This is a genomic window from Octadecabacter algicola (assembly GCF_021532625.1).
GTDB lineage: Bacteria > Pseudomonadota > Alphaproteobacteria > Rhodobacterales > Rhodobacteraceae > Octadecabacter > Octadecabacter algicola.
The window spans coordinates 1,168,696-1,185,907 of record NZ_JAKGAR010000001.1 but is presented as its reverse complement, the minus strand read 5'-3'; the positions used below and the strand labels follow the sequence as shown (position 1 = coordinate 1,185,907).

13 protein-coding genes are annotated in these 17,212 nt (G+C 55.0%); 11 read left to right on the top strand and 2 right to left on the bottom strand.

Annotated features, from left to right (window positions below):
- The first annotated feature begins 192 nt into the window (after positions 1-192).
- A complete protein-coding gene (locus L0666_RS05820; RefSeq protein ID WP_235259370.1) occupies positions 193-1,644 on the top strand; it encodes a TrkH family potassium uptake protein in 1,452 nt (483 codons plus the stop codon).
- Positions 1,644-3,242 (top strand): thiamine pyrophosphate-binding protein, encoded by a 1,599-nt coding sequence (locus L0666_RS05815; protein ID WP_235259369.1) that lies wholly within the window; start codon positions 1,644-1,646, stop codon positions 3,240-3,242. Before L0666_RS05820 ends, L0666_RS05815 begins: the two co-directional genes overlap by 1 nt.
- A gap of 15 nt (positions 3,243-3,257) precedes the next feature.
- On the opposite strand, the gene L0666_RS05810 is transcribed toward L0666_RS05815, so the two are convergent.
- On the bottom strand, positions 3,258-5,033 hold the full coding sequence (locus L0666_RS05810) for a trypsin-like peptidase domain-containing protein (RefSeq protein WP_235259368.1): 1,776 nt from the start codon (positions 5,031-5,033) through the stop codon (positions 3,258-3,260).
- A 210-nt stretch (positions 5,034-5,243) separates the two neighbouring features.
- Here L0666_RS05810 and L0666_RS05805 point away from each other — a divergent pair, with 210 nt between their 5' ends.
- The 8 genes from L0666_RS05805 to glmM all read left to right on the top strand — a co-directional run bounded on the left by L0666_RS05805 (position 5,244) and on the right by glmM (position 15,787).
- Positions 5,244-6,161 (top strand): glycine--tRNA ligase subunit alpha, encoded by a 918-nt coding sequence (locus L0666_RS05805; RefSeq protein WP_216036371.1) that lies wholly within the window; start codon positions 5,244-5,246, stop codon positions 6,159-6,161.
- Complete coding sequence (locus tag L0666_RS05800; protein WP_235259367.1) at positions 6,158-6,718, top strand: DUF6446 family protein; 561 nt, start codon at positions 6,158-6,160, stop codon at positions 6,716-6,718. Before L0666_RS05805 ends, L0666_RS05800 begins: the two co-directional genes overlap by 4 nt.
- Positions 6,718-8,943: a glycine--tRNA ligase subunit beta gene (gene glyS / locus L0666_RS05795; RefSeq protein ID WP_235259366.1), complete on the top strand. Its 2,226-nt coding sequence runs from the start codon at positions 6,718-6,720 to the stop codon at positions 8,941-8,943. The genes L0666_RS05800 and glyS overlap by 1 nt, the downstream gene beginning before the upstream one ends.
- Before the next feature lie 68 nt (positions 8,944-9,011).
- Positions 9,012-11,564, top strand: coding sequence for a putative PEP-binding protein (locus tag L0666_RS05790; RefSeq protein WP_235259365.1), 2,553 nt, complete (start codon positions 9,012-9,014; stop codon positions 11,562-11,564).
- Positions 11,565-11,747: 183 nt separating this feature from the next.
- Entirely contained in the window at positions 11,748-12,413 is a 666-nt protein-coding gene (locus L0666_RS05785) for a cell wall hydrolase (protein ID WP_235259364.1), read from the top strand.
- Positions 12,414-12,502: 89 nt separating this feature from the next.
- Positions 12,503-13,420 carry a dihydroneopterin aldolase gene (locus tag L0666_RS05780; RefSeq protein WP_235259363.1) on the top strand — a complete coding sequence of 306 codons (918 nt, stop codon included), beginning with the start codon at positions 12,503-12,505 and terminating at the stop codon, positions 13,418-13,420.
- 17 nt (positions 13,421-13,437) lie between these two features.
- On the top strand, positions 13,438-14,442 hold the full coding sequence (gene folP, locus L0666_RS05775) for a dihydropteroate synthase (protein WP_418887981.1): 1,005 nt from the start codon (positions 13,438-13,440) through the stop codon (positions 14,440-14,442).
- Positions 14,432-15,787 carry a phosphoglucosamine mutase gene (gene glmM / locus L0666_RS05770; RefSeq protein ID WP_235259362.1) on the top strand — a complete coding sequence of 452 codons (1,356 nt, stop codon included), beginning with the start codon at positions 14,432-14,434 and terminating at the stop codon, positions 15,785-15,787. The genes folP and glmM overlap by 11 nt, the downstream gene beginning before the upstream one ends.
- Here the strand turns inward: glmM and L0666_RS05765 are convergent.
- Complete coding sequence (locus tag L0666_RS05765) at positions 15,777-16,673, bottom strand: DMT family transporter (RefSeq protein ID WP_235259361.1); 897 nt, start codon at positions 16,671-16,673, stop codon at positions 15,777-15,779. The genes glmM and L0666_RS05765 overlap by 11 nt on opposite strands.
- 177 nt (positions 16,674-16,850) lie before the next feature.
- On the opposite strand from L0666_RS05765, the gene L0666_RS05760 reads away from it, so the two are divergent.
- Positions 16,851-17,153, top strand: a complete 303-nt coding sequence (locus L0666_RS05760; protein ID WP_235259360.1) for a hypothetical protein — start codon at positions 16,851-16,853, stop codon at positions 17,151-17,153.
- Positions 17,154-17,212: the final 59 nt, after the last annotated feature.

Genomic DNA, 17,212 nt, shown 5'->3' with positions numbered 1-17,212 from the left:
GATGATTTCGCCATAAAGCGCTTTCATGACTTGCTTTGCTTTTGCCGAAACCTTTCCAAAAATTACATTTGTTAACCGGTATCTCAACAGCTGACATTCAGGCGTCTACAGCGATCGGTAGAGTTGTTCCGCATTGCAGACTTCGCCATCCCATCGCTTGACTATTCATGCCCATCACGCCAACCCTGCGCTATGATTGACGTTCGTCCTGTTGGATATGTTATCGGCCTTTTGGTCGCGGCTCTTGGGGCCACCATGTTCGCGCCTTTGTTGGCGGATCTAATGGCGGGGAATGGCCATTGGCCTGTGTTCCTTGAAAGCGCGGTTATTACGATCTTGATTGGGGGGCTGGTTGCCTTGGCCTGCCAGAACGGTGTGTCATCAGGCCTTAGTATTCGCCAGACGTTCTTGCTGACGACGATGGTTTGGCTTGCGCTGCCATTGTTTGGGTCAATTCCATTCGTTCTGGGCGGATCGGCCTTGAATTTCACCGATGGGTTCTTTGAGGCCATGTCAGGCCTAACCACGACAGGGTCGACGGTCATCAGTGACATTGAAACGCTTCCGGAAGGCCTCAAGTTGTGGCGCGGCGTTCTGCAATGGCTCGGCGGCATTGGTATTATTGTTGTAGCTATGGTGTTTCTTCCAGAACTACGTGTTGGTGGTATGCAAATCTTCCGCAGCGAAGGATTTGATACCATGGGCAAAATCCTACCACGCGCGACTGAGATTTCATCGCGTATTTCGGTTATTTATGTGGGGCTGACATTAGCCTGTGCCGTGACCTATTCGGCGCTGGGCATGAATTCGTTTGATGCCATCATCCACGCGATGACCACTATCGCTACGGGCGGGTTTGCCAACTACGACAGCTCGTTCGGGCAATTCGGGTCCGGGGTGGAGTACGCGGGCGTCGTTTTCATGATGCTGGCCGCGTTGCCATTTGTGCGCTACGTGCAGCTGATCTCGGGTGGTGGAGCAACGCCAATGTTGAAAGACAGCCAAATCCGCACGTTCTTTATCGTTGCGGCGATTTTGGTCGTGTTGATCTCGGTCTGGCAATGGTCTCTCAGTGCAGAAATGACAGAAACCGCCTTTCGTAAATCTCTGTTCAACGTTGTCTCGATCCTGACGGGTACAGGCTATGCGAGCGCTGACTATATGCAATGGGGGCCGTTTGCGGTCACGATGTTCTTCTTTATCGGCCTGATTGGCGGCTGTGCGGGTTCAACGGCCTGTAGTGTGAAAATCTTCCGCTATCAGTTGCTGTTTACCTCTATCAAAGCGCAGATCAATCGCATCCACAGCCCAAGCGGAATCTTTACGCCTCGCTATCAGGGGCGCCCCGTGGGTGAAGACGTTTTGAACTCGGTTATGGCGTTCTTTGTTGCCTTTATGGTGGCTATTGGCGTTGTCGGTGTTGCGCTTGCTCTCACAGGCCTCGACTTTATTACGTCGATCTCAGGTGCTGCGACGGCGCTTGCAAATGTGGGGCCGGGGCTCGGAAACGAAATTGGACCAGCTGGCAATTTTGCGGGCCTTAACGATACTGCAAAATGGATACTTGCAATTGCAATGTTGGTGGGCCGGCTCGAGATTATGGCCGTCTTCACGATTATTAGCTGGCACTTCTGGAGAGCATGATGACAAAATCCCTTGAGCGGCCCTTGGGCGCACAGATTTCCCATATGTTGAAAGACCGTGGCGTTGATACGATCTTTGGCATTCCGGGCGTGCACAATCAGGAAATGTATCGCGGCATCGAAGAGGCGGGTATCACCCACGTTCTAGCGCGCCACGAACAGGGTGCAGGGTTCATGGCCGATGGCTATGCCCGAGCGACGGGCGGCTTTGGTGTGTGCTATGTCATCACAGGCCCCGGTTTGTGCAACATTATGACACCGCTTGGTCAAGCCTATTCGGACAGTGTTTCGGTGCTTACTTTGGCAAGTTGTTTGGACGATGTGACGGGGCGTAAAGGCCAGTTGCATCAGATGAAAGATCAAGAAGGCGCCGCTGCCACCGTCTGCGATTGGTCCGAAACGGCCCAAGACGCCAAAACCGCTTATCGGTTGATCGACCGCGCTTTGGCAGACTTCTCTTTTGGTGATCCGCGGCCCAAGACGATCAATGTGCCGATTGCGGCTTTAGAAGGCATGGCCGAACCACATGGTGCACCTCTCCGAGGCGAGACCGGACAACCGCCTGCGCCCGAGAACGTGCGCTTTGCTGCGGAACAGCTGCGCAAAGCAAAAAAGCCATTGTTTGTATTTGGCGGTGGCGCAAAGAACCTTGCGGTGGACTGCATCACACCACTGCTAGACCGCGTTAATCCGGCGACGTTTTGTACCTTTGCTGGGCGGGGCATTGTGCCATTGGATTACCTCCTGCACTACGGACCGGGTTTGACTCGCCCTGACAGCGCACGCGTCATCGCTGAGGCGGACCTTGTACTTGTGGTTGGGTCACAACTGGCAGAGGTCGACATCTGGCGCGAACACTTGGGCCACACCGCCAAGATGATCCGCGTGGATACCAACCAAGAGGCGCTGACGACGTTTGCGGATGCATCTTACAACATTCGAGCTGATGCCGCGTCCTTTGTGAATGCTTTGCTGGCCGAACTGGGGGAGGGCAGCCAGCCGTCGGACTGGTCAGCCGCTGATGTCGCAAAGACACGCGCGAAATGGCGCACCGAGGTCGACGCAGAGTTTCCCAACATCTTGCCGATCATGGACAGCCTTCGTGATGCCATGCCGGACGACGCGATGATCTATTCCGATATGACCCAATTCGCTTATGCCGCAAAAGAATGTTGGGACATGGCTTACCCCGGTCATTGGCATCACCCATCCGGTTTTGGCACCTTGGGCTATTCGCTACCTGCGTCAATCGGCGGGGCCGTCGCGCGTAAGGGCAAACCAACGGTCTGCATCATCGGGGACTATGGTATCCAATATACAATTGCAGAACTTGGGACGGCTGTTGAACTTGGGCTGCCTTTGGCGATCCTGTTGTGGGACAATGGAAAACTGGGCGCGATTGAGGACAGCATGATCGCCGCACAGATCGCGCCAAACTCGGTCATTCAACGCAATCCGGATTTTCTGGCCCTAGCGCGGGCTTACGGGGCAGAGGCCGTGGAGCCAAAGACGTTAGGCGAACTCGCCCCCGCACTTGCCGCGGCCTTCACCGCAAAAGGGCCGACGATTATTCGCATGACGCCAGCCCTTTGTCAGTAAGTCAGTCGTAGCGGTTTAGTCTTCCCAGCAGCTGACCAGTACGGCCATATCAGCGGCCATCAGCGTCAGGACTTCTGGGGTCATATAGGCAAGGGAATCGGTGGTTTGCACTGCCAGACCAGCATCCGTGAGGGATGTGATGATCTGGTCGGCATCCACAGAAAAGGACACCTCAGGCGGCAGAGACTGCCCGTTCGTCTGTACCTTTGGCAACAGCATGCCCAAGACTGCGCCGCCGTTGTCAAAGACCGGACCACCAACATCACCCGGCTGGGCAAAGATAGACAGGCGTTTGACTTCGTCCTCGCCGTTCAGGCCGCGAATGTCAGCCAATCGGCCAAACGTCAGGGCAGGGGTCGTCAGAACGCCACCATAAGGGAAACCAGCCACGGCGATGTCCGCGTTCAGACGCGGAACGCCTGTTTGGAATTCCGCAACCGCTGGCGGCGAAAGGCGATCTGTGGGGCGCAAGACCGCCAAGCCAAGTTGATCATCTTGATGAACGACAGCCGCGATATGTTCCATACCTAGCGTGATTGATGTGCATTCGGCGATTGCTTCAACACTGGTCAGCACTTCGCCTGCAGTATTGATATAAAAGCCAGACCGATCGCGGACAGGTTTACGCACCGCTAGGCCTGCGATCAAATCAATCGCTTGGTCTTCGTCAGGGCGCGAGATGGCCGGATCAAGGACACCATCAACGGTCGCAAAGCTTGCCTGCATTTCGGTCAAAATACGACGACGGCGTTCATCGTCACCCGCTGGCCAAACCAAAATGAAACCTTTGATTTCGCCGTTTTCCAGCACAACAGAGGTGTAAGAATGAATGTTTTCGTCAATGCCTTCGATTTCGAATCCGCGATCGCGGCGGCGGCGGTCGCCTTCTGGTGGGATGATCGCTAGCGTTTGCAGGATTTCATAAAGCCCGAACATACGTGTTTGATCGCCCGGTTGGCTGATCAACAATACCTGCGCGCTGAGGTCACCAGAGGCATCAAACCGCGCAAAGGGTGGTTCATACTCTGCAAATTCAACCACACCGGTTGGGATCTGAATTTCTATACCAGTTGCATCATCACGGACCAATTGAAGCCCGATACCATCAAGGATCGAATTATAATCGTTTAGCAATTCAGCACGTTGGTTCGTTGTTAGAACACCTGTCACTTCGTGGTTCTTGGCTTCTTGCCAGTCCCGCATGGATTGACGTGTCCCGCGCCCATAGGATCCATCAATCGCCGAATTATAAAAACCGGCCCACTGAAGCGCGGTCTGAAGAAGGCGCTTTTCATCGCGGTCCAAGGCTTGTTCGCTGGCCTGAGCTTCGCGCAGGGTTTCGTCCGGTGTCTGGATCGGGTCAGGTTCTGGCACAACAACAGGTTCAGGGTCAGCAGTGGTGACGGGCGTGTTTTCCGGTTCTGTTTGTGTCGGTGTTTGGATCGCAACTGGGTCGGTTGAGGTCGTTACGCCGACAGGCCAAAACTGGGTGCGAAAGCGTCGGCCATCGACTGTGTAGCTGTCGCTTGGAATTAAGCCTAAGGCGCGCAAGCTGCGCAGCTGGCTTGCGGCATCAGCAGCGGAATATGGCCCCAACGCAATTCCGTACCACCCACCCGGTAGGGCAAATCCTGTTACATCATCGACACCGCGCGCCGCATAGCCCCGTGCTGCGTCTTGCGCGCCGGTTAGCGTTCGCTGTGCTTCGATTTGAACCCAAACCGATTGCTGTGCTGCCGCGGGCAGTGCCAAGAATAGGCTGACGACGAGTGCTGAGAGAATCCGAAACATAATTGAGTAAGCGTCCTTAGAAATACGGTCGTCCGCTGTAGGGAGTCGGACATTTGGCGCAATTTATCACCACAGCGCCAAAGCGCACGTCCAAAGTGATATGAAACGGGGGTAAATTAACCTCATTCGGCCCGATTTAGCGGCATTTGCAAACATTGACCCCAACCGCGCGTCCCCCTATGCAAGCGCCATAATGCCAAGAGGGCCGATATGAGTGATACACCGCGCAGTTTTCAGGAGATTATCCTAAGGCTTCAGGCCTATTGGGCCGCTAAGGGGTGCGCTATTATGCAACCCTATGACATGGAAGTGGGCGCGGGGACCTTTCACCCGGCCACGACCCTGCGATCTTTGGGGAATGTGCCATGGGCAGCCGCTTACGTGCAGCCGTCCCGCCGCCCGACAGATGGTCGGTATGGTGAAAACCCGAACCGCCTGCAGCACTACTATCAGTATCAAGTGCTGATCAAACCCAGCCCACCCGATCTTCAGGCGCTGTACCTTGGATCGTTGCAGGCCATCGGCATCGACATGGAAATGCACGACATCCGTTTCGTCGAAGACGACTGGGAAAGCCCGACATTGGGCGCTTGGGGTCTTGGCTGGGAAGTCTGGTGTGATGGTATGGAAGTGTCACAATTCACTTATTTTCAACAGGTTGGTGGTCATGACTGCCACCCCGTGTCTGGTGAGCTAACCTACGGGCTTGAGCGCCTTGCGATGTACGTCTTGGGCGTGGATCACGTGATGGACATGCCATTCAACGATCCGGATGCACCGATTCCGTTGTCCTATGGCGACGTGTTCAAACAAGCAGAACAGGAATACTCGCGGTTCAACTTTGACATCGCGGACACAGAAATTCTGCTGAAACACTTTGAGGATGCAGAAAAAGAGTGTGCTGCGATCCTTAGCCATGAACAGATCGACCCGAAAACAGGGCACAAGATCGTTATGGCGCAGCCTGCTTATGACCAAGCGATCAAGGCCAGCCATTTGTTCAACTTGCTGGACGCTCGAGGAGTGATCTCTGTCACTGAACGTCAGGCCTATATTGGTCGTGTGCGTACACTTTCGAAACTTTGCGCGGATGCCTTTGTGCAGACCGCAGCGGGGGGGGCAGCATGAATGCGACTCGCCTTGCTATCGTTGCTATATTGGGGTCCGCTTTGATTGCCGCTGTCTTGATGTATTATCAGCTGGTCTATGCCGGCTACGCTGAACTCACCCGCTCTGAGGTTGGAGAAATCCAACTTGTTAGTGTTGTTTCCGGTGAATCCGAACCGATTATGTTGGATAATCTAAAGGCCATTGATACTGTCGAAGACGGTGTTCGCCTGTCTGGCGCAATTTCTTTCCGCGCCTGCTTTGACACACCGCACAGTCAGGCAATGTTGTCCGAAACATTCGTGATCTTTGATGATGCCGTGCCGCTGAATGCGCCGCCTTGGTTTGACTGTTTTAATGCCCAAGAAATCGGCCTTGCCCTAGAAGAGGGCGCCGCAATTGCCTTTCTGAGCGAAGAGAATATTTCGTTTGGCGTTGATCGTGTTGTTGCGGTTCTTCCGGACGGGCGCGGCTTTGTTTGGCATCAGCTGAACGCCTGCGGCGAAGCGGTTTTCGACGGAGAGAGTAACCCAGAAGGCTGCCCCGATGTTCCTGAAATCTCAGCGGAGGAAACTTGATGCCTGATCTTCTGATTGAATTGTTTTCCGAAGAAATTCCTGCACGAATGCAGGCAAAAGCCGCGTCCGATTTGCAACGGCTTGTGACGAATGGACTGGTTGAAGCAGGCCTGACTTATTCAGGTGCTGGCGCGTTCTCTACGCCACGCCGCTTGGCTTTGTCGGTTGAGGGTTTGACGGCTGAATCCCCTGACACGCGCGAAGAACGCAAAGGCCCCAAAGTTGGTGCGCCCGAGAAGGCGATCGAAGGGTTCTGCCGTGGTGCCGGTATTGCACGCGAAACCCTTGAAGCGCGAGACACTGGTAAGGGCGAAGTCTATTTTGCCGTAATCGAAAAGCCGGGCCGCAAAGCTGCCGAAATCATTGCCGAAGTACTTGAGGATGCGATCCGAAACTTCCCTTGGCCCAAATCGATGCGCTGGGGCAGTGGCTCTCTGAAATGGGTGCGGCCGTTGCATTCTATTGTCTGCATTCTTACCGATGAAGCTGGCGCTGAAATTGTGTCTTTTGATATCGATGGCATCAAATCTGGTGATGCAACTCAAGGTCACCGGTTCATGGCTCCGAATGCGTTTTCTGTAACGTCCTTCGACGATTACGAGTCAAAGCTAAAGCGTGCTAAAGTCGTTTTGCGTGCCGATGAGCGCGCTGACATGATTTGGTCGGAAGCTTCGAACCAAGCCTTTGCTGCTGGTTTGGAACTGGTAGAAGATAAGGGATTGTTGGCTGAGGTCTCGGGCCTTGTTGAATGGCCCGTTGTGTTGATGGGAACCATCGCGGACGACTTCTTGGGCTTGCCGCCTGAGGTGCTGACGGCCTCTATGAAAGAACACCAGAAATTTTTCTCTGTGCGTGATAAGACAGGCCAAGTCGTGCGCTTTGTGACGGTCGCCAACCGTGAAACCAAAGACCACGGCAAGACGATTTTGGCAGGTAACCAAAAAGTGCTTTTCGCCCGTCTGTCGGATGCGAAATTCTTTTGGGAAAACGATCTTCGGATTGCCAAGACAGGTGGGGCTGAATGGCTTAACGCGCTTGGCAATGTGACGTTCCACAATAAGCTTGGAACTGTCGCTGAATTGGTCAACCGTATGGCCGCCCTTAGCGCTGACTTTGCGCCGTTGGTAAATGCAGACGCATCCGAAGCCGCAGCCGCTGCGCGTTTTGCCAAGGCGGACCTGTCGTCTGAAATGATCTATGAATTTCCTGACCTTCAGGGGCTCATGGGCCGTTATTACGCCAAAGAGGCGGGCCTGTCTGACGCGATTGCTGCGGCCGCGCAGGATCACTATTCGCCGCTTGGCCCGTCCGATGATGTGCCAACTGCGCCTGTGTCCGTCTCTGTCGCTTTGGCTGAGAAAATCGACAAGCTTACCGGATTTTGGGCGATCGATGAAAAGCCGACGGGGTCCAAAGACCCGTTCGCCCTGCGCCGCGCGGCGCTTGGTGTTATCAGATTAGTGCTTGATAACGATCTGCGGCTGAGCCTTGATCGGTTCATCGACGCGCAATTGGTTCGTCACAAAGTTAAAGTCGAAGACAGCCTTACCAACGACGAAGTGAACGAACTTGTTGAACTGATCGCCAAGCACGGCGTGTTTGGCGCCGCCTATCGCACTATGAAGGAAGTATGGGGCAATGCCGACAAAGTCTTGTCTGATGGCTTTGGTGCGCTTGAACAGTCCGTTCCTGACAAGTCTGTTGAGCTATTGGCGTTCTTCCACGACCGTTTGAAGGTTTACCTTCGTGATGAGGGCATCAGCCACGACGTGATTGATGCGTCTCTCGCGATGCCGGGCAACGACGATTTGCTTTTGCTGGTGAACCGCGCCGAAGCTTTAGCTGCGTTCCTCAAAACGGACGACGGTGAAAACTTGATCCAAGGCTTTAAGCGGGCGAACAACATCCTGTCCCAAGCCGAAGAAAAGGACGGTGTTGAGTACTCATTTGGGGCAGACATTAAGTTCGCTGACTCCGATGAGGAAAAAGCGCTGTTCGCCGCGTTGGATGCTGCAGATGCTAAAATCGCCCCCGCAATGGAGGCCGAGGACTTTGCGGCCGCTATGTCTGCGATGGCTGATTTGCGCACACCGATCGATGCATTTTTTGAGACGGTTCAGATCAATGCAGAAAGTGATTTGTTGCGCCGCAACCGTTTGAACCTGTTGCACCGCATCCGCACGATTTGCCTGAGTGTTGCCGACTTGAGAAAACTTGCCGGCTAGGGACGTATTAAGGTTATCCTTGCTCAACCCGTCTACCTGACTAAGGTGCGGGAAAAAGGAATGCTGCAGTGCAGAAGGTTATTACGCTAAAAGACTTATGTCTTGTCACCAAGACCGCGCCGATGGCCGCGGACATTCATGGTGGACGGGCAAAATGTCTTCAGCGGTTGATCCGTCTGGACATGCCTGTGCCGACGACTGTTGCGATTTCATTTGATGCAGTTCGTGCAATTGCCGCTGGTCAAGGTGCTGATATTCCTCAAATTCTGCGCCACTTTGAGGAAACCCCACTTTTATCCGTACGGCCCAGCAGCATGGATCCCGATTGGGGTGGACCGGGCGCAATGCTTAACATCGGTCTGAACGATGCCAAGCACGCAGAACTCTGCCAAAGCTTGGGCGAAGACGTCGCGACACGCCTTTATATGCGCCACATCCAGTCCTTTGCGGTCGAAGTTGCGCGGCTGGACCCTGAAGAGTTTTACTTGCCCGATCACCCGTCTCAGGATGCTTTGAAGGCAATGTTGGCCACATATGAGTCGGAAATGGATGCAGAGTTCCCGCAAGATGCAGGTGAACAGTTAAGCGAAGTGCTGCGTTCCATGGCCCGTGCATGGGAGGGAACGACTGCGCGGTTGCTCCGTCAGGCAAAGGGCGCGCCTGCTGACGCAGGGCTTGGCCTTGTGGTGCAGGAAATGGCGTTGGCCTTAGGGGCAGGGGTGTCAGGGTCTGGCGTGGTGCAATTCGTCGACGGAACCACTGGATGCAAACAGGTCATTGGCCGGTTTGTCCCGCAGGCAGCGCCAACCGCATCTTTGCGGGACAGCAAGAACGCCGAATTCCTATCGCGCGATAAGCGCGGACCGTCTTTGGAAGAACAAGCGCCAGAGGCCTATCAAAAACTCATTGAATACGGGGAACTGGTTCGCACGCGCTTGCGCGAAGAGATGGAGATCAAGTTCGTTGTGCGTGATGGCGCGCTGTCCATTTTGGATGGTATTCGATTGCCGCGATCCAGCCGCGCAGCGGTGCGGATTGCTGTGGATTTAGCGGAAACCGGCGTTATCGCCAAAGAAGAGGCCGTGATGCGGGTCAAACCTGCGGCTTTATCAGAACTCTTGCACCGTCAGGTCGACAGCAGTGCGAAACGAGATTTCTTGGTGCGCGGCATTGCCGCCAGCCCAGGTGCCGCAAGTGGTCGTCTTGTCTTTTCAGGCAGTGAAGCACAAGCCAGTGCGGCCCGTGGCGAAGCCTGCGTTCTTGTGCGGCGTGAGACAACACCTGAAGACATTCGTGGAATGCATGCATCCGCAGCCGTGGTAACTTTGCGCGGCGGAGTAACAAGCCACGCGGCCGTGATTGGGCGCGGCATTGGTTTGCCTTGTATCGTGGGTGCAGCGGATCTTGACGTCGATGAACGCAAACGCTGCATCAAAGTACCTGATGGACGCAGCTTTTCCGCCGGTGACATGGTGACTGTCGATGGTACGACAGGCCAATTACTGGCAGGCGAAACGGCGATGTTGGAAGCGGCTCTCGATGATGGGTTCCAAACCTTGCTGTCTTGGGCGGATGAGGTGCGTGATATCGGCATCCGTGCGAATGCAGACACGCCTGCAGATGCGCAGACAGCACGCAACTTTGCCGCTGAAGGTATAGGGTTGTGCCGGACGGAACACATGTTCTTTGACGGGGATCGTATCGATCTAATGCGCGAGATGATCTTTGCAGAAACTTCAGAAGGTCGTGCGGCCGTCTTGGAACGCCTGCTGCCACTTCAAAGATCCGATTTCACGGAATTGTTCCGTATCATGCAAGGCCAGCCAGTTTGCATTCGCCTGTTTGACCCACCTCTGCATGAATTTCTTCCTGTGGGCAAAGCGGGCATGCGTGAACTTGCTGAGTTATTGGATGTGCCTTTGGCGCAGGTTACAGCGCGTGTTGATGATCTGTCCGAGTATAACCCTATGTTGGGGATGCGTGGCGTGCGGTTGGGGATCACTGTCCCTGAAATCTATGAAATGCAGGCGCGCGCGATTTTTGAAGCGACGGTGGCTATCAACGCTGAGGCCGAGGCCGTCGTTCCTGAAATTATGATCCCGCTGGTCAGTGCGATGCGTGAAGTCGAACTTGTTCAGTCGCGGGTGGATTCTGTCGCTGCGGCTGTGCATGCAGAAACCGGTGTTGAATTTGACTACCGTCTTGGTGTCATGGTCGAAACACCGCGTGCCGCGTTGCGGGCGGCGGATATTGCCGAGCATGCAGCGTTCTTGTCGTTCGGGACAAACGATTTGACCCAGATGACCTATGGGTTGTCGCGCGATGACGCAGGGAAGTTCATGTCGGACTATGTCAATCAGCATGTATATGCCGAAGATCCCTTTCATACCCTTGACCTTGAAGGCGTCGGAGAGCTGTTACAGCTTGGCGCTGAGAGGGGCCGACAAGGCCGCCCGGACGTGACATTGTCGATCTGTGGTGAGCATGGCGGGGATACCAACGCCATCGCATTTTGCCGCGCGCAAAAGTTTGATTATGTGTCTTGTTCACCGTTTCGTGTTCCAGTCGCGCGACTTTCCGCCGCTCAATTGGCAATCGAGGATAAAAAAGATCCTCGCTAAGCGTCCATCCCTTGATTGGGATTATTGTGATTCCGCAATATCTTGTGAGTCATAGTTTACCTAGTGTCTTAACCACAGCAGTGCGCGTTCCTGACGCATCAGACATCCTAGACTGTTGGTTAAGTTTCCCTTAAAGGCGGGGCGCTTGCATGGGGCTTGCCATGTGCCGATCTGGACTGATTGATGATTAAGCGACTGGGATTGCGTATTTGTGCGACGGCTGTTTTGGCCACGAGCATGGGATTTGCGGCATTGGCACCTGCGAACGCAGATGAGGTCTTAGCTGCCCGTTTAGGTGCATTGCTTGGGCAAGAACGTGCTGCGATCCAACAGGTGCCAGACTCGAGCCTCGCGGCGTTGACGTCTGTGCCTCCTGCCTCCGTGCGCAATATCCCGACCGCTCCTGATGTCATTACTTACGACAATGCGTTTCTTGCGGAACAGCCAACTGCTTCTGGTGGCGACCAATGGCGTTGCCTTGCGGAAGCGCTCTACTTTGAGGCCCGCGGTGAAAGCGTGCGCGGGTTGTTCGCAGTTGGCGAAGTTATCATGAACCGTGTCGATTCCGGCCGCTTCCCGAATACGCTGTGTGGTGTGATCAACCAAGGAACAGGCCGCCAATACGCCTGCCAGTTCACTTATACCTGCGATGGTGCCGCTGAGGTCATCCATGAACCTGCCGCTTGGGCCCGTGTTGGTAAGGTCGCTCGGTTGTTGGTCGATGGCGCACCGCGCACGTTGACGGACGGCGCAACGCATTATCACACACGTGCCGTGAACCCACGTTGGGCAAGTGTATTTCCACGCACGACCACCATCGGGTCGCATCACTTTTACCGACAAAGCTAGTCGCGTCCCCTAGGCAACCTGCCGCAACAGGCGCTTGCTGTTGCGCTGTGCGCTTAGTATCCCGTATCGGGTACAATAAGGGCGACGACATGAGCAGTGACACCAAATTGGCATTCGCCCACCCATCCGAGAGGGCAGAGGCAACTGCCCCGAGCGGGCTACGTGACCGGATTTCCTTGCGCGATTATACGCGCGAAGTCGAAATCGGAGCATTTCAACAGGAACGCGGAACGCTTCAACGCATCAAATTTAATGTGGTTGTCGAGGTTGAACCCCTTACAGGTGCCATTGACGATGATGTGGATCGCATCCTGTCCTATGACCGCGTTACAGAAGCAATCGACGCTGAACTTGGTGATGAACGGCTGAACCTCCTTGAAACACTGGCGGCCCGCGTGGCTGAACGTATTCTGCTGGAACCACAGGCGTTGCGGGTTTTTGTGCGCATCGAAAAGATTGACCGTGGGCCGTATTCGCTTGGGGTTGAGATCGCCCGCGAAAAGGGCGGAAATCTGGATGCCGCTGTTCAAACCGTAGAGGCCCCACATCCGCGCTTGGTGTTCTTGTCCAATGAGACCATTGCCTCTGATGATCTGGCGCGAACGATTGACGAGCTTCTACAGGATGAGACGCCATTGATCTTTTGTCTTGGGGCTGGCGACACTACCGCACCTCGTTCAAGTATCCCACAAGCGCAGCGTCGCATTGATCTGCTGGCCATTGAGCAAAACGCATGGGTGCTTGCAGGGCGCGATAAACGCTGTGTTGTGGTCGGGACCCGCACCGAGCTTGATTGGGCTATGAAGAATGGCCAAATCAGTGTTTGGGCCCCGTCCAAGATTGTGCTGGATGCCGTTGATGGCCCCGATGCAGGGCCGAATGATGCTGTGGCGTTGGCGGCGTGGTTTGCAGGCGAAATGCAGGCGGCCGAAATGATCGTAATCGGGGCAGATGCACCTGATGTGGGTTTTCCCGTGCGAGTTATGGCCGCAGGAGAAACCGTGTGACCATATACCGTCGCGCGATCCCTGAGACCTTTCAAGGCGCATCTCAAGCCCAATTCTGTGGTTTGGGCGGCAGTGGCTATGTTCATTTTGATCGGTTGGAGCAGATCGTTCTTGGGGAAAGCCCAACTGAGCTGCGTCTTCAGGACGTACCGCAAGATGTCCGCGAACGGATAAGCGCACCGCGTACGCCACTTTGTGGCCTTACATTGGATCGTCCACGTATCATGGGAATTCTGAATGTCACGCCAGACAGCTTTTCGGATGGCGGGGATCTGGCAACGGTGAACCAGGCCGTAGCTCGTGCACGGCTGATGGCGCAAGACGCCGACATTCTTGACATTGGCGGAGAGAGTACCCGCCCCGGTGCGGTTGAAGTTGACGTTCAAGAAGAAGTTACTCGCACGGCACCTGTTATTCGGGCGATCCGCGACGCTGGAATTACCACACCGATCTCGATTGATACGCGGAAAGCCGCTGTTGCTGCTGCGGCCCTCGCGGCGGGGGCGGATATGGTGAACGACGTAACTGCATTGCGGTTCGATCCAGATATGGCGGCGGTGGTCGCGGATGCTGCGGTGCCCGTTTGCTTGATGCATTCCGTTGAGACGCCAGTGACCATGCAGGACGATCCAAAGTACGACGACGTGGTGTTGGACGTCTTTGATCACCTTGCAGAACGCATTGAATGCGCCGTCTCAGCAGGGATTTCGCACGATTTGATTATCACGGACCCTGGCATCGGGTTTGGTAAGACACTGCAACACAATGTGACGTTACTTCGCCACTTGGCGATCTATCATGACCTTGGCTTGCCGATCTTGTTGGGGGCTTCGCGCAAGCGGTTCATCGGAACCATCTCTGAAACGGATGTTGCCGCCGATCGTATGGCGGGTTCGGTTGCCGTAGCGCTACATGGAGCCGCACAGGGTGTTCAGATACTGCGGGTCCATGATACAAAGGAAACCAGACAGGCGCTAAGCCTGCAAAAGGCACTGAGCGGAGTAGACATAGATGGCGCGTAAATTTTTCGGAACCGATGGCGTTCGGGGCACAGCTAACAAATACCCAATGACAGCCGACATGGCGCTCAAGATTGGCGCGGCTGCAGGGCGATATTTCCGCAATGACGGGTCCAACGGCCACCGCGTTGTTATCGGCAAAGACACACGCCTTTCTGGATATATGTTTGAAAACGCGCTGACGGCGGGGCTCACAAGCACGGGCATGAATGTGCTGTTACTGGGGCCTATCCCGACGCCGGCCGTTGGCTTGCTAACAACGTCAATGCGCGCTGACCTCGGTATTATGATTTCTGCTAGCCACAATCCGGCGATGGACAATGGCATCAAGTTCTTTGGCCCTGACGGTTTCAAATTGTCCGACGAAGCCGAGGCCGAAATCGAGCGTCTAATGGAAAGCGAAATTGAACCAGCGCAGGCGAACAACATTGGCCGCGCAAAGCGCATTGATGATGGTCGTTTCCGCTATGCGGAACGTCTGAAAGGTACCTTTCCAGCAGGCATGCGCCTTGATGGTCTTAAAGTGGTCATCGATTGCGCCAACGGGGCAGGCTATAAAGTCGCCCCGGAAGTCCTTTGGGAGCTTGGCGCAACAGTTATTCCTGTCGGAACTGCGCCAGACGGGTTCAACATCAACGAAGGGTGCGGGTCGACATCACCACGCACGGCGGCTGAGACCATTGTAACCCACGGTGCAGATGTTGGCATTTGTCTTGATGGCGATGCAGACCGCGTGATGATTTTAGATGAAAACGGAGAGGTCGCGGACGGTGATCAGATCATGGGCCTCTTTGCGACCCGTTGGGCCGAGCAAGGGCGTTTGAACGGTGGCACTCTGGTGGCCACGGTCATGTCCAATCTTGGGCTTGAACGCCACTTGGAAGATAAAGGTCTAAAGCTTCTGCGCACTTCGGTCGGGGATCGTTATGTGGTCGAAGGTATGCGTGCAGGTGGCTTTAACCTTGGCGGAGAGCAATCCGGCCATATCGTCATGTCCGATTTCGCGACCACGGGCGATGGCCTGCTGGCGGGTCTTCAATTCCTTGCGGCGATGATCGAAACCGGTAAGCGCGCGTCCGAGTTGTGCCGCGTTTTCGAAACAGTACCTCAAATGCTGAAAAACGTGCGTTACGGTGACGGAGCCGATCCACTTGGCGAGCTTTCAGTAAAGGCCGCTATTGCATCTGCTGAGGAAGCCCTTGTGGGTAAAGGCCGCTTGCTGATCCGCAAATCAGGAACAGAACCACTGATCCGTGTCATGGCGGAATGTGTAGATGATGCACTGTTGGAAAAGGTTGTCGATAGTATCGTCGCCGAGGTCGAAGCTGTGGCAACCGTCAGTGCCTGAACATAGCCTTTAGGCTGTTCCATTGGCTGATGGCCAAACCGATGAGAATGATCGCGAGTGCCACGAAGAAGCGCAACGGAAGGACTTCGGACAGGACCCACGCGCCGAAGACCATGGACCAAACAGGGACTTGGTAGTTGACCATCGTCATAAAGACGGCGCCTGCGGTTCGGATCGTCGCGACCCGCAACAGGGCCGCGAACGCCGTTGGAACGAGCCCAAGAAAGACAATGGCGTAGCTGGAACGCGTGCCAGTCCATTCGGGAATACCCTCAAACACCAACATCGCCGGTATCAAACAGAACGCGCCGACAACAAGTGTCAGTGCGGCCATGGTGATGCTGTCGATCGGCGGGCAGCGACGGGTTAACACACTCGAGATCGCATAGCTGAAAGACGCTCCGATACAGGCCAGTTGTGGCAGAGCGAGTGACCCTTCGGAGAAGTCAAACGCGGTTGGCCCAATTAGGACAGCCGCCCCGAGAAAGCCAAGCATGACGCCGAGCAGTTTACGGGAAGACAGTTTCTCGTCGGTAAAAATATGGGCCAAGGGCAGCACGAACAGGGGCAGTGCGGCCATTGAAATACCGGCAAAGGCCGACGGGACATACTGCTGACCCCAAGACAGCAGCGCAAAGGGCAGGGCCGTATTCAAAACGCCGATGATCCCGAGGTAGGCAAAAACAGCGCGCCCGCGCGGAAAGGGCCGGTTCAACAGCCGCACAAGCAGTAGCAAAGTCACGGCACCCAAGGTCGTGCGCGCACAGGCCACCGTCAGGGGGCCATACCCTTCCAATGCAATGGCCACGACCATAAAAGTTCCGCCCCAAATGAGGCCGAGCAAAAAGATAGAGAGCCAATTTGTTGTCGTGGGGTGGGATGTCATGGCCGTCTTGGAACAGATGGACAGGGGCGTGTCCAGTTGCCATGTACCTTTGATTGCGCGGTTCAGACCGAGGCGACGGAGATCAGCTGCCTTGTCTCTTCGCAAAGAGTTCCGCAGAGTGGCCTTAAGAACCACCCGCTGTTGGGTGATATTATTATCGAATTGGAGTTTCGCGAAATGGCTGGAAGTGTTGGGAAGATGATTGTTGGGGTTTGTCTTTTGGGGGCCGTTTCTGGCTGTATGACGGTTCCTGAGGGGGTCGTTTGGGGCACCAATGAAAGCCAGTGGGCAAATGACGGTGATTGTGATGACCCGCGTTTCGATGGCCCAGGTGCGCATACAGTCTTACTGCCTGAGGATGCATATGCAGATGCAAATGATTGCAGGGCCTTGTTTGATGCCGGTCGCATTCACTTGCGTACGGGATACCAAGAGGGGGTCACTTACACCAATCCGGGTTATGTGCGCCAAAACCTCTGAACTGCAGGCCATCATCTGGCGTGAACAGAACCTGAAAAACAAAAGGCCGCCCACATATG

What these genes read in the sequence shown, in the direction of transcription:
- L0666_RS05805 (WP_216036371.1), top strand. Translation starts at nt 5,244, where the DNA reads ATGAGTGATACACCGCGCAGTTTTCAGGAGATTATCCTAAGGCTTCAG.
- glmM (WP_235259362.1), top strand. Translation starts at nt 14,432, where the DNA reads ATGGCGCGTAAATTTTTCGGAACCGATGGCGTTCGGGGCACAGCTAAC.
- L0666_RS05780 (WP_235259363.1), top strand. Translation starts at nt 12,503, where the DNA reads ATGAGCAGTGACACCAAATTGGCATTCGCCCACCCATCCGAGAGGGCA.
- L0666_RS05760 (WP_235259360.1), top strand. Translation starts at nt 16,851, where the DNA reads ATGGCTGGAAGTGTTGGGAAGATGATTGTTGGGGTTTGTCTTTTGGGG.
- L0666_RS05800 (WP_235259367.1), top strand. Translation starts at nt 6,158, where the DNA reads ATGAATGCGACTCGCCTTGCTATCGTTGCTATATTGGGGTCCGCTTTG.
- L0666_RS05765 (WP_235259361.1), bottom strand. Translation starts at nt 16,673, where the DNA reads ATGACATCCCACCCCACGACAACAAATTGGCTCTCTATCTTTTTGCTC.
- L0666_RS05785 (WP_235259364.1), top strand. Translation starts at nt 11,748, where the DNA reads ATGATTAAGCGACTGGGATTGCGTATTTGTGCGACGGCTGTTTTGGCC.
- L0666_RS05815 (WP_235259369.1), top strand. Translation starts at nt 1,644, where the DNA reads ATGACAAAATCCCTTGAGCGGCCCTTGGGCGCACAGATTTCCCATATG.
- glyS (WP_235259366.1), top strand. Translation starts at nt 6,718, where the DNA reads ATGCCTGATCTTCTGATTGAATTGTTTTCCGAAGAAATTCCTGCACGA.
- L0666_RS05810 (WP_235259368.1), bottom strand. Translation starts at nt 5,033, where the DNA reads ATGTTTCGGATTCTCTCAGCACTCGTCGTCAGCCTATTCTTGGCACTG.
- L0666_RS05820 (WP_235259370.1), top strand. Translation starts at nt 193, where the DNA reads ATGATTGACGTTCGTCCTGTTGGATATGTTATCGGCCTTTTGGTCGCG.